Below are 15,798 nucleotides of genomic sequence, written 5' to 3' on the forward strand. Positions count from 1 at the left end.
TTGGTTGATGTGATGATTGGTTGATGTGATAATGTGATAATTAGATGATGTTTTAGTTAATTCTAAAACATCATCTAATTATAATAATATTTATGCTTCTGGTTCACCTTCAGTAAAAAGATTACCAATTGTCCCGCCATCTTCCTGATCTATAAAAGGATTAGAAGTTGTATGTACATCAATATCATCATCTGCTTCAGGCTCTTCTACAGGCTCTGGAATGGTAATATTAATGCTCTTAACTTTATCTTTTACAAACTGATTACCCATTGCTTTAATCCCTTTAATCGCAATAAACTCATCAATATTAATCGTTTCGGGATCTTTTTCTTTTCCTGATCTATCTTTAGCATAAGTAATATCGGCAATGCTGCCATCCGATACACCTACAAATTCTATAAAAGATTTAGGATGCTCAGACGGCATAAATCCTTGTACGTTATTGGTATTTTCTAACAAGAATCTTTTGATAAAATAAATAGATTTTTCACCATCAAAGTAGATACAAGTCACCGCTTGTTCTGGTTTCCACTTTTCGAGAATTAGATATTCATCATCAAAACGGTTCATCAAATCAAAGGTTACCAACTTGGCTTCGGCTTGTATATTAATGATTAAAATCTTATCATCACCTTTAAAATTACCTAAAAACTGACCTCTTCCATCGGCATTAAGTCGTCTTACACTTTCGTCAAACCATATTTTTCTTGGTGCCAAAGTAGAGACACCTTCTTCTTTCATATCGACTTTTTTTACAGAATATTTGGTGACCAAGTTTCCTTTAGAATCTCGACCTTTTATTGCCAATTCTGAAAAATCAATATCCATTCTGTTTTTTCTAATTCTGGCATTTGGTTTTAATAATACCGAAACCACTTCTGCCTCACCGTTAGGATTTGCCGAGAAATAAAGCACTTCTGATCCTTTTGCAATAGATGCTAATTTATAATCTGTATTTCTTGTAACTGCCGTTACAGAGAAACGTTTCATATAATAAGGACCTTCTCTACCTTCACGATAGATCATGTTATAGACGGTACGTTTGTCATTCTTTTTCCAAATGCCAACGTGCAGGAGATTCTTCCCAATAAAGGTTTTAGCTTCAACTTTCACCACCTTCATAGTACCATCTTTTTGGAAGGTAATGATGTCATCAATATCCGAACAGTCGAAAAGATATTCGTCTTTTTTAAGCGATGTTCCGATAAAGCCTTCTTCTCTGTTAACATAGAATTTCTCGTTTGCCACAGCTACTTTAGTTGCATCAATGGTATCAAAAATTCTAAGTTCGGTTTTACGCTCTCTGCCTTTTCCGTATTTCTTTTGAATGTTATTAAAATACTCAATTGCATACGGAATAAGATGTTCTAGATTGTATTTGACCTGCTCCATCTTTCCTTCTAGAGCAGCAATATTATCCAAAGCTTTATCCTGATCATATCGAGAAATCCTCATGAAAGGCAACTCCGTCAATCTAATAATGTCTTCTGTTGTCACTTCTCTCATCAGATTCTTGATAAAAGGTTGCAATGCCAGATTAACAGCATTATAAACTTCTTCTTTAGAACTTCTATTTTTTATTTCTTGATAGATTTCGTTTTCTATGAAAATCTTTTCCAGAGAGGCAAAATGCCATTTTTCTTCAAGCTCTTTAAGCTCAATCTCTAGTTCGGTTTTTAGAAGATGAACGGTATGATCTGTATTCTGTTTCAGAATTTCTGAGACATTAAGAAACATCGGTTTATCACCAACGATAACGCAAGCATTAGGAGAAATAGCCACTTCGCAATCTGTAAAAGCGTATAAAGCATCAATCGTCTTATCTGGAGAAATATCACCATGAAGATGGATATTAATCTCTACTTTGTCAGAGGTATTATCCTCTATTTTTTTAATTTTAATTTTACCCTTATCATTGGCTTTGATGATGCTATCAATCAAGTCGCTGGTATTTCTAGAAAAAGGCAATTGTGTGATGCACAAGGTATTTTTATCCTTTTGGATAATCCTTGCACGTGCTCTTAATTTCCCACCGCGATGTCCATCATTATAATTGGACACATCCAACATACCCTCGGTAATAAAATCCGGAAATAACTCGAACTTCTTTCCTTTAAGATAAAGAATTGAAGCATTAATTAATTCGTTAAAATTATGAGGCATAATCTTGGTAGAAAGTCCAACTCCAATACCTTCTACACCAGATGCTAAAAGCAAAGGAAACTTTACAGGAAGGTCAATAGGTTCGTTATTTCTACCATCATAAGACTTGCTCCACTCGGTCGTTTTCGGGTTGAAAACAACTTCTAGCGCAAAAGGCGTTAATCTGGCTTCTATGTAACGAGCCGCTGCCGCAGAATCTCCCGTATAAATATTGCCCCAGTTACCCTGTGTATCGATTAATAATTCTTTCTGTCCAATCTGCACCATGGCATCTGTAATAGACGCATCCCCGTGTGGGTGGTACTTCATAGTATTACCAACAATATTGGCAACTTTATTATAACGACCATCTTCTAGCTCTCTCATAGAGTGCATGATACGACGCTGAACAGGCTTGAATCCATCAAAAATAGACGGAATAGCACGATCTAAAATTACATAAGATGCATAATCTAAAAACCATTCTTTATATAGACCGGAAACTTTTTTCAGGCTTTCCTCCTGCTGATTATTCTCTTCCATTAATTAAAATCTGATATATTAGGGTTTTCAGTATTATACTTTACAACTTTTTGTAAAGAAAATTTCAAATCTTTGATGTCTTTATCACTAAGATAAGAAATATCATATTTTAAAATTAAACTGTGCGTTTTTTTACTCGAAATTGTGATATAAAGCCTTTTAATAAAAAATAAATTAAGGACTTCATATTTTATTAATTTATACTTAGGAAACTCATCTCTTTTAGCGTTTTTGAAAAACGGCACCACATTAAAATTATTAAAATTAAGTGCCTCGCCATCGCTATCATACTCAAAGACCTGATTACCTTTAATCCAAAAAAATATAAAACATAATACAGGAATTATAAGTAATAAAATATTTTCTTTTCCTAAAAAATCCAACTTATATTTTTCTACTACATATAACGAAACACAAGCAATCGAGAATATAATTAAAGACGTTAATATGAAATTATAAATCGGGATTCTTCTTCTATTTGTCAACCTCATAATGTTATAAAATATCGTCTAATTGTTCTTTTTTATCGATATCCGTCTCTTCTACCACCAAGTTTTCTAAGATAAAAGTCTGTCTATCTGGTGTATTTTTCCCCATATAGAATTCTAGCAGTTGATCTATCGTCTGATCTTTACCTATAACCACTGGCTCTAGCCTAATATCTTTGCCTATAAAATGCTTAAACTCATCTGGAGAAATCTCCCCAAGTCCTTTAAATCGAGTAATTTCAGGATTCTTCCCAAGTTCGTTCAAAGCTTTTAGGCGTTCTTCGTCATTATAACAATACCTTGTTTCTTTTTTATTTCTAACACGGAAAAGCGGAGTTTGCAAAATATACAAATGTCCATTCTTTATTACATCAGGGAAAAACTGAAGGAAAAATGTTATCATCAATAATCTAATGTGCATCCCATCAACATCGGCATCGGTTGCGATAATCACATGATTGTAACGTAAATCTTCTAAGCTATCTTCAATATTAAGTGCCGCTTGCAAAAGGTTGAATTCCTCATTCTCATACACCACTTTTTTAGTCAATCCATAACAGTTAAGCGGTTTACCTTTAAGTGAAAAAACAGCCTGCGTTTCTACATCTCTAGACTTAGTGATAGATCCAGAAGCAGAATCTCCCTCGGTAATGAAGATCATACTTTCGGATTTTCTTTGTGCTTTTTGATCGTTATAATGTTGACGACAATCTCTTAGTTTTTTATTATGAAGAGAAACTTTTTTAGCACGTTCTCTCGCTAATTTTTGGATCCCTGAGAGTTCTTTTCTTTCCCTTTCAGAAATGATGATTTTACGCAGTATTGCTTCGGCAACTTCCGGATTTTTATGCAGGAAATTATCTAATTTGTTCTTTAAAAAATCTATTATAAAAGTCCTCACAGTAATCCCTCCAGGCGCAATCTCATTAGAGCCAAGCTTTGTCTTAGTCTGAGATTCGAAAACGGGTTCTTCGACATTAATAGAAACGGCTGCTACAATGGCTTTTCTAATATCTGAAGCTTCAAAAGTTTTATTATAAAACTCTCTAATTGTCTTAACAAAAGCTTCTCTAAAGGCATTAAGATGCGTCCCTCCTTGCGTTGTATTTTGCCCATTAACAAAGGAGAAATAAGTTTCGGTTTGTGATTTGTCAGTATGCGTAATCGCCACTTCTATATCTTCATCTTTGAGATGAATAATAGGATACAGAGTTTCGCTTTCTAATTCTTCTTCTAGAAGATCCTTAAGACCATTTTCAGAGAAATAAGTTTCGCCATTAAAAATAATTTTAAGACCAGGATTAAGATACGCATAATTGCGAAGCATCCTTGCTATATATTCTTTTCTGTACTTGAAATGAATAAAAATATCGCCATCTGGTACGAAAGAAATCTCAGTTCCGTTTCTGTCCGAAGTATCTTTTTCTTCGTGTTCTTCGGTAAGAAGTCCTCGTGAGAATTCGGCAATTTTCATCTTACCATCTCGGAAAGATCGTACACGGAAATAATCAGACAATGCATTAACAGCTTTGGTACCAACACCGTTAAGACCTACTGATTTCTTAAACGCTTTGCTGTCATACTTACCTCCAGTATTCATTTTAGAAACTGCATCTACAACTTTCCCAAGCGGAATCCCACGACCAAAGTCTCGAATGCTTACTTTACCTTCGTCAACTTTTATCTCGATTCTTTTGCCAGACTTCATCCTAAACTCATCAATTGAGTTGTCCAGAATCTCTTTAAGTAAAATATAAATACCGTCATCTGCTGACGATCCGTCTCCTAATTTACCAATATACATCCCTGGACGCAGGCGGATATGTTCCTGCCAATCCAGCGTCCTAATGTTATCCTCGGAATAATTAACTGCGTTATTTTCTATCATAATAATGGGCGGCTAATAGCAATATTAGCTTTAAAAAATGAGAAAAAGCTCATCTTTACAAAATTAGTGAAATCACACCATAACTGGAAATTTAATTACCAATAAATAATAAATTAATCGATAAAAAAAACTCCCGAATAATCGGGAGCTGTATTTATTTTTTTATAATCTTGTTAGAGATGACCTCTTTTCCTGAATATACATTTACAATATATTGTCCCGGAGCCAAACTTTTAATATCAATATCTTTAGTTGTAACTTCCTTTACCATTTTACCGCTCATATCAAAAATCCTTACTTTATCAAGAGTCTTAATACCATCAATTTTAAGAATATCTGTTGCAGGATTAGGATACAATTTTAATTTAACAGAATTGCTATCCGCAACTGATAATTTATTTTCTTCTAAAACCTCAATGTTATCTAACATCAAAACTAATAAATCAGTACAATCATAATGTCTAAATACTAACTGAACATCTTTGCCTTCGTACTCAGTAATATCTACAGTAATATGTTTAGCCTCCTCCATGTATCCAGCATCTAAAGTTTCTTCGAAAATAGGTTTTTCTGTTCCCGTAAAACTAGAATTGGCCGGAATTACATAAACCGCATAATGCTCTTGAAATAATTCATCATCATAAGCTCCAATATCAAATTTTAAACTTAATTTCTTGCCTTGATTTTTAGGCAATTTGATAACAGGGCTCGTCAATGTATTATCTGGTGTAAAAGCCTCAAAAAACCAAGACCAAGATGTTGCATAATATCCTGTAAAAGCATCCACTTCAGAATCGTCAAACTCCCATGTTTCTCCATCTCCATCCAAGTCTGCCTTGACCCAAGAACTTCTGCCTTGCTCAGTTTCAAAATCTTCTTTAAAAATAGTCGTTTGAGAAAAAACAAAAGCACCTACAGCCAAAGAAGTTACAAATAGTAATTTTTTACGCATATAATCATTTTTTAAATTAGCTATCAAATTTAAGCAAAAAAAACTCCCGAATTATCGAGAGTTTAATATATATTCAAATTTGATGTAGATTATACATTAAATCTAAAGTGCATTACATCGCCATCTTGTACAATATATTCTTTACCTTCCACAGATAATTTACCAGCTTCTTTAACTTTAGCCTCAGAACCATACGTTACAAAATCATTAAATCTAATAACTTCTGCACGGATAAAACCTTTTTCGAAATCAGTATGGATAACTCCTGCCGCTTGCGGCGCAGTCCAACCTTGTCCAATTGTCCAAGCTCTAACTTCCTTAACACCAGCTGTAAAATACGTCTGAAGTTTTAATAGATCGTAAGCTTTACGGATTAATCGGTTAACACCTGGCTCTTCTAATCCCAATTCTTCTAAGAACATTTGACGCTCTTCAAAAGTTTCTAACTCGTTAATATCAGCTTCTATCTGAGCTGCAAGAACAACGATTTCAGCATTTTCTGCAGTCGCCATTGCCTCAATTTTAGCAATCCATTCGTTGCCATTTTTGATAGAATTTTCGTCTACATTACAAACGTAAAGCACAGGCTTCTTAGTTAATAACTGTACGTCATCAATAATTGATTTTGTAAAATCATCTGTAGGAAACTCTCTTGCATTCTTACCTTCTTCTACAAATTTCTGAAGGTTAACAAGTGTCTCATACGTTAATACGTCTTCTCTCTTACCAGATTTAATAAATTTCTTAGCCTTTTCTGCTGCTTTTCCTATCGCTTCTAGATCCTTAAGCTGAAGCTCTATATCTATAATTTCTTTATCACGAAGTGGATCTACAGAACCTTCTACGTGGATAATATTTCCGTTTTCAAAACATCTTAATACATGGATAATCGCTTCGCACTCTCTGATGTTTGCCAAAAATTGATTCCCAAGACCTTCTCCTTTGCTTGCTCCTTTTACTAGACCTGCAATATCCACAATCTCTACAACCGCAGGCAAAACACGCTCTGGATTAACTAATTTTTCTAACTCAAAAAGACGTGGATCTGGTACAGAAACCGTCCCTATGTTAGGCTCTATCGTACAGAATGGATAATTAGCAGACTGCGCTTTGGCGTTGCTAAGACAGTTAAAAAGAGTTGATTTACCAACGTTAGGCAAGCCTACAATACCACATTTCATATATTAATTCTATTATTTAAAAGTTGAGAGCAACACTCATCATTGCTCGTAATAATTTTATGTAAAATAATGATTTCAATTTTGAATATCTTAATTTTACAGCCCTGCAAATATAGTGAAGCTAATTTGTTTTAGAAAATGTTAATTAAAATCTTCCTTTCATCAATTAAATACTGATCATGAGAAAAAAAAGAGAATATCAATCCTCAGAATTGGTTAAAAGTTTTGCCAGAATCCATGGTTTCGAAGATAAACTAAGAGCTTTCGAAATTAAAGATTTTCTAGAAGACTACCTTACATCTGATCTTTTTAATGAAATAGAAAGCGTTAATCTAAAAAATCATGTTCTCTCTATAAAAATAAAATCACCACTTCTCAAGAATGATTTCCGGATGAGAAAAAGTTTTTTCTTAGCCAAATTCAGTATTGCTTTAGAAGAAGATTATGAGATTAAAGATCTTTTGATTTTGTAGATTTTGTTTTCTCCATTAATTGTTTGGCTCTTAAGTCTAGGATAGATTTTATCGGAATAAAAAATATCAAAGGATTCTTTAAAAAATAACTAAAAATCTCTCTAAAAATCTGCTTAAACTCACCGTAATTAATTTTTCTAGATCTAAATGCCAATACCATAGACAAGCCAAAACTTACTATAAAGTTGAAAAATCCTATCAGAAAAACAGTCCCAAAACTTATCCAAAAAGTATAATTATCTACAGAAAAATCTTTACCATAAAGACCTAATGCAAAGTTACCCGCCGCAAAAGTAATGTGTCTAATATCCAAATCTAAACCGAAAAAGATACCAACTGGCGCAGTCGCTCCTAAGAACACACCAAACCAAAAGTTAGAAACAATACCAGCCCAATTTCTAGAATAATAGTCAGAAAGCTTTGTTGCAAACTTTTTTCCGAAAAAATAATTGATAAATGGATTTTTCATGATCCGCTCTGGGATTTTATAAAAAACCGAATTATTACCAATATTCCCTGATATTATCCCTGATATAAATAAGAAGAAACCTGCGATACTTGCATGCAAAATCGCTTTAGAATGCACAGGATCTAAGTCTTGTAAAAGTTTGGCAGACTTATCGATTGCAAAATTTTGTTTAAACAATATTTCTAGTCCGTAGATAATAGCCAAAGCTACAGGAAATGCCCACAAAACATTACCTACAAATGCTATAAATTGCGTCCTAAATAACTTGGAAACCAAATGGGCAAAATCCTCATAATTTTTCTTAGTATTTTCCCCTTCTGATAAGACTTTTGCCATTGTCGCAGCAGTCATTGCGGGCTGCTTGGTTGCCAAAGTAAAGTGCATAAGATAGATCATCACAAATCCCATTGCATAATTTAAAGAATATAAAAAAGCATGGGCAAAATCACTTGCTGGTACATAACTATAAAGCATCTTAAGCACACATAAAGCACCTACAACGACACCTCCTCCGGATGCTTTCCAAAACATCTTAAAATAATCCTTTAACGATGATGTGATATAATGTGTCCCTGCTTCTGCCGTGTGATTAGTGATAAGATGTGACATCAATCTTGTACTATCAGAGACCAGATCTTGCAGATTATTCTTGTGAGATTTATATTGCAGAACATTAAGAACCAACTGCTTAGATTTTACTACATAATCACCATCTTCGTCTATAACCAAGAGATTAATAATATCAGACATCCTTGTAAGTTGTTGTCTGATTTTTAAAAGATAAAGATTAATCTTACTAGAAATACCATAGACAGAAGAATTCTTGAAAGCAATATTTACAAATTCTTGACATTGATCCAGATAAATTTTAATTTGCTTATAAATAACATCTTTGGAGTGAAGCACAAAATCAGAATCCTCTTTATAACTTTGATTCAGAATATCCAATTCATTCTGTAATGCTAAAAATGGATTATCAAAATTGCGATACTCTGGCGCCATTTTCATGACCTCCACATCCATAGCATTACCTATCACACGCCAAGCTAAGATATTAAGAGAAAATATCATTTCGTTTTTCGCGTGATTGTTAACGATAAAACGATCTATTTTCAACATTTCGAAAAGCTCGCTTAACTTTTGCTCATCAGAATTTCTAAAATATTCTAGATCTTTCTGTGGTGTTACGGATACAAAATCTACGAGATACCAAATTGTTTTTTCGTTTTCAATGCTTGGTAAGATTTTGTTAAGAAGTCTTTTTTTAAACTCTGGGAAAAATGCATTCTCAGACAAAATATCAGCCTCTGTCAAAGACAAATTAAAAGGTCTCCCTCTAAAAATATTATGAATATAATAGACAAGATGATCCAGAACTTTAGGATTATCCTTAAGATAAGCTACAAAAACTGATAAATCCTCTCGCTTAACACTGGCAACCAATTCTGCCAATGGATCTAGAGAAAATGTTTCATTTTTTTCGCTGAAATACTTCTTTAGTATTACACTAAAACTACCCTTATTGATTAATCTAAATGCCATATTATCGACAAATATAACTATTTCAGAACAATATTGTTCATCTGTCTCATTATCCAATTATGTTTTTTAGTCAGATAAGGAGACGGATTTTTGGGATCATATTTCTGTGGATTAGGCAATACAGTAGCAATCCACGCGGCTTCGCTTTTGGTAAGATCTTTAGAAGATTTACTAAAATAATATTGAGATGCTGCTTCTACCCCAAAAACGCCACGTCCCATTTCTATAGAATTAAGATAACGCTCCAAGATAATATCCTTACCCCAGACTTTCTCAATTATAAAAGTATAAACAGCTTCTAGCCCTTTTCTCACCCAACTTCTGCCCTGCCATAGAAAGACATTTTTGGCAGTTTGTTGCGAGATTGTACTCCCGCCTCTTCTAATTTCGCCTTTCTTTTCGTTATGTTTTAGCGCTTTTTCTATCGCTTTAACATCAAAACCATTATGCGAAAAAAACAATTGATCTTCTGAGGCAATCACTGCTTTTTTAACATTATTCCCCATTTCATCATAAGAAATATAATCACGCTTTAGCTTACCATATTTCACTATTCCATTCAGTTGTGTCCATGTAATTGGTGGATTAAAAAATATCCCTAATGCTATAAATAAGATATTAGCAATTACAATTACAAAGACTGTTTTTTTTATTAATTTCCACATGTAAGGCATAATTTACGCCGCAAAAATAGCAAATTTTATGCTCAGCTATATTTTTAAATTTTATTTAGAAGATATTTAACTCCGTCGATTACTTTTAGGAGCAATTCCCGCTGTCCACTGTATCTTTATCTTGTTCCGCTCGGATGTTTCCGCTACGCTCCACCACCTCACTCCACTAGAAAAAGGATGCCGTTTCCATCGGGGCTAGAAATGGGTGTCAAAATCTAATTTTCTGTTCTCGATAAAAATCACGATTTTTGCAATCTCAATTTTCATTATGTCTTTAGAAAAAGAAATTAGCAAAAGAAAAACATTTGGTATTATCGCCCACCCCGATGCAGGTAAAACTACATTGACAGAGAAACTTCTTCTTTTCGGAGGAGCTATCCAAGAAGCGGGCGCAGTAAAATCCAACAAAATAAAAAAAGGGGCAACCTCCGACTTTATGGAGATAGAACGCCAAAGAGGGATTTCCGTAGCGACTTCCGTCTTAGCCTTTGAGTATAGAGATCACAAGATTAACATCTTAGATACGCCTGGTCACAAGGATTTTGCAGAAGATACTTACCGTACATTAACCGCTGTAGACTCTGTAATTGTTGTGGTAGACGTTGCAAAAGGTGTCGAGGAGCAAACCGAAAAACTCGTACAAGTTTGTCGTATGCGTAATATCCCAATGATTGTTTTTATTAACAAATTGGATAGAGAAGGGAAAGACGCTTTTGATTTATTAGATGAAGTAGAACAAAAACTAGGACTTACCGTTGTCCCGTTATCTCTACCAATTGGTATGGGCAGCGATTTCCAAGGGATTTATAATATCTGGGAAGACAATATCCAGTTATTTCTAGAGGAGAAAAAACAGAAAGTTGGAGATTCAATAAAATTTGATGACATCAATGATTCTAAAATTGATGATATCATTGGAGAAAAAGCAGCAGTACAACTTCGTGAAGAATTAGAATTGATCCAATCTGTCTATCCAGAATTTGACAGAGAAGCTTACATGAAAGGTGATCTACAACCCGTTTTCTTTGGATCTGCGCTTAATAATTTTGGAATAAAAGAATTACTAGATGCCTTTATAGACATTGCTCCAATGCCTCAAGCTAAAGAATCTGATCTTAGAATTGTTAATCCAGAAGAAAAAACTTTTACAGGATTCGTCTTTAAGATTCATGCCAATATGGATCCCAAGCACCGTGACAGATTAGCTTTTGTCAAGATTGTTTCGGGGACATTTAAGAGAAATGAAAACTATCTTCTTGTTAGAGAAGGTAAAAAAATGAAATTCTCCTCTCCTAACGCCTTCTTTGCTGACAAAAAAGAAGTTGTTGATGAGAGTTTCCCTGGTGATATTGTGGGATTACATGACACGGGAAGTTTCCGTATTGGAGATACTTTGACTGCTGGCGAAAAACTGTCCTTCAAGGGGATTCCTAACTTCTCTCCAGAGCATTTCCGTTATATCAATAATGATGATCCTCTTAAGGCAAAACAGTTGGCAAAAGGTATAGACCAATTAATGGACGAAGGTGTAGCACAGCTTTTCACCATGGAAATGAACAACCGAAAAATTATTGGTACTGTTGGTGCACTACAATACGAGGTTATCCAATATCGTCTGGAGCACGAATATGGTGCAAAATGTACTTATGAGCCGTTATCCATCCACAAAGCTTGTTGGGTAGAAGCCGATGAAAAGTCCGCAGAATTCCAAGAGTTTTCTAAGCTAAAACAAAGATTCTTGGCGCGAGATAAATACGATCAATTGGTATTCTTGGCAGATTCTTCTTTCACAATTCACATGACTCAAGAAAAATTCCCTAATATAAAGCTTCACTTTATTAGCGAATTTAGAAATCAAGATTAACTTTAAAGGTTTTATTGATATATAAAAAGCCCGTTCAAGTAAAATTGAACGGGCTTTTATTTAATCTTAAAATTATTATTTATTTATAATTAATTTCTTAGAAGCTGTTTGACCATCATTTTCAACTTTGATAATATAAACGCCTGAAGTCAAATTAGATAAGTTAACATTTTCAGAAACTTTACCTGACTTACTACTCACTTCTTTTTTAGAACTAACCTGTTTACCATCCATTGTATAAACGCTATACGAAAGATTTTTGCTGACATTAGCTTCTAAAGTGAATATACCTTTGGAAGGGTTAGGGTAAATTGTAAATTCATTTACTCTAGACACTTCGTTAGTTGATAAGTTAGAATTAATTTTAAAATTAACCGTATTAACATTTAAAAATACATTATCGACTGCTTTAATCATAAATCTAGCTTTATCAGTCACGCCTAAACCTCCAGGTACGTTAAATGTATAACTACCGTTATTAGGCGTACTCTCTACTAAAGTATGAGGGAAAGTTAATCCTCCATCTGTAGAAATTAAAATTTTAACATTAGTAGTATTTACAGGAGCTACATCTGTATTAGCAACATTCCATGTAATTGTATTAGATTCTCCTAAATTCCATACGATTCCTGATGCACTCTGAGAAGTTACTAAAAATGGACCTGCATCAGCAGTAACATTTAATTTTACATCAGCTCTACCCGATTGCCCTCCAACAGGATTATTATCTCTTACAGTTAAAGAAAAATTTAAAGTTCTTTCAACCGAAGATAATTTCTCCCATGATCTATAATTGTTTTCACTAATGATTGTGGCATTATAACCTTCTACAATAGTTGAAAGTCTAGGAAAATATCTTTCTGGAGAAGTTGTTGATGGTAAAGTTCTAAACATTGGACCTACTGCATTTACTGGCCTTGGAGGCATGGTTGCAGCACCTGCATCAATCTGTTCCCAATTGTATGTAATTGCATCACCATCAGCATCGCTAGCTGCACCCACCAATACAAAAGGCGTCTCTTTTGGGATAGTTTTTTCTACACCAGCATTAACTATTGGCGCATTATTTCCTGTTGGATTATTAACGCTACATCTACCATTACCTCTGCTTATATAGTTATACATTTGTCTAATACTTACAGCATGATAGTAGTCATCACTTTTACGCTGTACATTGGGAGCACATATCCCAGCATAACCCATAATAGAACTAGCACTTCCTGGCTCTATAGAAGTAGAATTATTTCTGTTACAACGATTATTCTGCGTATGATCTGCACCAAATTGATGCCCCATTTCATGTGCAACAAAATCAATCACAAAAGGATCTCCCACTGGATTAGCAGATCCAGTAACACCACCTGCTTTAGCTCTATTATTACATACAGATGGCTTATATGCTACACCATTATCATTTCCTTCCTGAGCCTGAAAAAATACGTGTCCAATATCATAATTAGCACTTCCAATTATATTATCTACATTAGTCTGATTAATATCCAACATTGATCCAGCATCAACTGGATCATAATTATCAGAATCTATAAAAATTAACAGATCCGTATTAGGAACTAGCTCTAATTTTAGAGATAATTCATTTGTAAAAACTTCATTAAGCCTATTAACAACAAGATTAAGAGCAGACATAACTGCTGCTTTTTTCTGATCATTAGTTCCATCAGCAACACCAGCTTGTTGCGAGATATAAGCTGTATATTCTACCGCAGTAGCTAATGCCAATCTATACTTTCTCATCTGGCCATCTATAACAGTTTTGTCTTGAGATGCAGTTTCCAAAGTTTGCGCAATAGCTTCATCTTGTTGAAAAAGACACTGGAAATTACGCTCTGGAGAAGCATTATTTCTATTATACATCATGTAGATCTTATTATTCTGAGAATAAGAATCTATATAATAAGTACCTTTAGTATTTTTAAGCGTTGCGTTGAGTCCAAAATATGGATCATAAGTAAATGTTATTTTTGAAGTTGGATCACCAACTTTAACACCTACAAAAGATCTTATGTCGGAGTATTTTGATTGTAAATCAGGATGCATTGTAGATGATTCTGTGACCTCATAGACATCAACAGTTCCATTTTCGTCAGGAAATTTTATCAAACTTTTTGCTTGAGTAAAATTATTTTTACTAGAAATACTCGTTAATTGTTGTACAAACTGATCTTGATTCAAACTTAAAAGTTTATAATCCGTAACTTTTAAAGTTCTAATTCTTGCTTCAGGGATATTCTTTGCATAGATCGTAGACCATGAGTTTTGTTGTGCAAAAGCCATTCCGGATAACAAAGAAATACCAATACCAAATAATAATTTTGTTTTCATATTGATTTCTGATTTATATAATATTTATTATTTTACTTTATTTAATGTGACAGATTTGGGGTTGGACTTAACTTTAATGATAACTATTGGATGGCTGAGTTTTTCATCTCTGTATTCGTTGTTTTCAATCTCCTTATAATTCACAACTAATTTATCATTAAGTCTTTCTATATTTATAATCTCTATATCACCATACAAAACATCTTTAAGAATAGGTTTTATAACCAAAAAAACTTCATTACTATCCTCTAATATAGGAATTGGAGCCGATCTAGAATATCGGGGATTTTCTAATCTTGCATATAGTTCTGTAATACCTTGTATTGAATTAATAATTAGCACATCCCTTAATTCTATATCCTTATTAAGCCTTCTCTCTTCAAAAAATTCTATATTCTTATGCCTCGCCTCTACAAAATCACCCATAGTATTTTTTTTATAATTTACATTGCAGGATGCTAAAAAAAACAACAAAAACATTATTGATATTAATTTCATTAATTCTTTTTTATAAATATAAGAATATTTTACCAAACATAGAGAAATAACAACATCACAATCAATAAAAATAAGTGCAAATAATTGAAAACCATCAAGATAAAAACAAATAAACATATTATAAAAACCTTAATAATCCATACGTATTCTTCCTTATATCTTAAAATAAAAATGCTAAAATTAACTTTAATTGATTATTTTTTTTACAAATCGCAAAAAAAACTAAGAATAAAATCAGTCAAATACCAAATAATAACAATATGGAAATATTTAATTATTTCGATAAAAATTTTCATTTACAGTTAGAAAAATAAAGTCATGAATACAAAAAAAATCCCTTTCAAAATTTCTTGAAAGGGATTGATATTTATTTCATACTAATAACTTTATCTACAACGTAGACTGTGTTGCCTCGCCAAGGTAATGCGCCATGATATTCTTTATAGTGTAAGTCAAAATATTTCCCGCTATTAAGTTCTAATTGCTTAAATACGGCTTCGTCTTCCACAGAAAACTCAAACTGATTACTACCAATAATACCGCCTCCTTTAGCTGCGCCAAAACCTTCTTGGATTAGTTTTCCTTCGTAAGTTTTAAAAACATTGCCTTTGTTAACAGCATAATTAAGGTAGCCAGATTTTACTCCTTCCCCAAAAACAAAAAAATATTTATACCAAATAAAACCACCTAAAAAAAGAATAGCTACTGATAAAAAAATCCAGAAATATTTCATAATGACTC

General features: G+C 33.4%; 12 protein-coding genes. 2 read left to right on the forward strand and 10 right to left on the reverse strand.

Annotated elements, in window-relative coordinates; genetic code table 11:
- Positions 1-90: 90 nt before the first annotated feature.
- The 5 genes from ACQQ6V_RS07450 to ychF all read right to left on the reverse strand — a co-directional run bounded on the left by ACQQ6V_RS07450 (position 91) and on the right by ychF (position 7,194).
- Positions 91-2,685 carry a DNA gyrase/topoisomerase IV subunit A gene (locus ACQQ6V_RS07450; protein ID WP_448844910.1) on the reverse strand — a complete coding sequence of 865 codons (2,595 nt, stop codon included), beginning with the start codon at positions 2,683-2,685 and terminating at the stop codon, positions 91-93.
- Positions 2,685-3,176 carry a hypothetical protein gene (locus ACQQ6V_RS07455; RefSeq protein ID WP_448844911.1) on the reverse strand — a complete coding sequence of 164 codons (492 nt, stop codon included), beginning with the start codon at positions 3,174-3,176 and terminating at the stop codon, positions 2,685-2,687. Before ACQQ6V_RS07455 ends, ACQQ6V_RS07450 begins: the two co-directional genes overlap by 1 nt.
- Positions 3,177-3,180: 4 nt before the next feature.
- A complete protein-coding gene (locus tag ACQQ6V_RS07460) occupies positions 3,181-5,061 on the reverse strand; it encodes a DNA topoisomerase IV subunit B (RefSeq protein ID WP_448844912.1) in 1,881 nt (626 codons plus the stop codon).
- A gap of 154 nt (positions 5,062-5,215) precedes the next feature.
- Positions 5,216-6,013, reverse strand: a complete 798-nt coding sequence (locus tag ACQQ6V_RS07465; protein ID WP_448844913.1) for a T9SS type A sorting domain-containing protein — start codon at positions 6,011-6,013, stop codon at positions 5,216-5,218.
- 89 nt (positions 6,014-6,102) lie between these two features.
- Positions 6,103-7,194 carry a redox-regulated ATPase YchF gene (gene ychF / locus ACQQ6V_RS07470; RefSeq protein WP_448844914.1) on the reverse strand — a complete coding sequence of 364 codons (1,092 nt, stop codon included), beginning with the start codon at positions 7,192-7,194 and terminating at the stop codon, positions 6,103-6,105.
- Between the two features lie 179 nt (positions 7,195-7,373).
- On the opposite strand from ychF, the gene ACQQ6V_RS07475 reads away from it, so the two are divergent.
- Positions 7,374-7,667 carry a hypothetical protein gene (locus tag ACQQ6V_RS07475; protein WP_448844915.1) on the forward strand — a complete coding sequence of 98 codons (294 nt, stop codon included), beginning with the start codon at positions 7,374-7,376 and terminating at the stop codon, positions 7,665-7,667.
- On the opposite strand, the gene ACQQ6V_RS07480 is transcribed toward ACQQ6V_RS07475, so the two are convergent.
- Positions 7,645-9,678 (reverse strand): transporter-like protein, encoded by a 2,034-nt coding sequence (locus ACQQ6V_RS07480; RefSeq protein WP_448844916.1) that lies wholly within the window; start codon positions 9,676-9,678, stop codon positions 7,645-7,647. The genes ACQQ6V_RS07475 and ACQQ6V_RS07480 overlap by 23 nt on opposite strands.
- 17 nt (positions 9,679-9,695) lie before the next feature.
- Entirely contained in the window at positions 9,696-10,343 is a 648-nt protein-coding gene (gene mtgA / locus ACQQ6V_RS07485) for a monofunctional biosynthetic peptidoglycan transglycosylase (RefSeq protein WP_448844917.1), read from the reverse strand.
- A 277-nt stretch (positions 10,344-10,620) separates the two neighbouring features.
- Here mtgA and ACQQ6V_RS07490 point away from each other — a divergent pair, with 277 nt between their 5' ends.
- Positions 10,621-12,216 (forward strand): peptide chain release factor 3, encoded by a 1,596-nt coding sequence (locus tag ACQQ6V_RS07490; protein ID WP_448844918.1) that lies wholly within the window; start codon positions 10,621-10,623, stop codon positions 12,214-12,216.
- Positions 12,217-12,291: 75 nt separating this feature from the next.
- Here the strand turns inward: ACQQ6V_RS07490 and ACQQ6V_RS07495 are convergent, their stop codons facing one another.
- The 3 genes from ACQQ6V_RS07495 to ACQQ6V_RS07505 all read right to left on the reverse strand — a co-directional run bounded on the left by ACQQ6V_RS07495 (position 12,292) and on the right by ACQQ6V_RS07505 (position 15,790).
- The gene (locus ACQQ6V_RS07495) at positions 12,292-14,559 is read right to left on the reverse strand and encodes a zinc-dependent metalloprotease (protein WP_448844919.1); all 2,268 of its coding nucleotides are present in this window, start codon (positions 14,557-14,559) and stop codon (positions 12,292-12,294) included.
- 27 nt (positions 14,560-14,586) lie between these two features.
- Positions 14,587-15,057, reverse strand: coding sequence for a hypothetical protein (locus ACQQ6V_RS07500; protein WP_448844920.1), 471 nt, complete (start codon positions 15,055-15,057; stop codon positions 14,587-14,589).
- A gap of 367 nt (positions 15,058-15,424) precedes the next feature.
- Entirely contained in the window at positions 15,425-15,790 is a 366-nt protein-coding gene (locus ACQQ6V_RS07505) for a hypothetical protein (RefSeq protein ID WP_448844921.1), read from the reverse strand.
- Between the last annotated feature and the right edge of the window lie 8 nt (positions 15,791-15,798).

The organism is Chryseobacterium electrogenes (assembly GCF_053553015.1).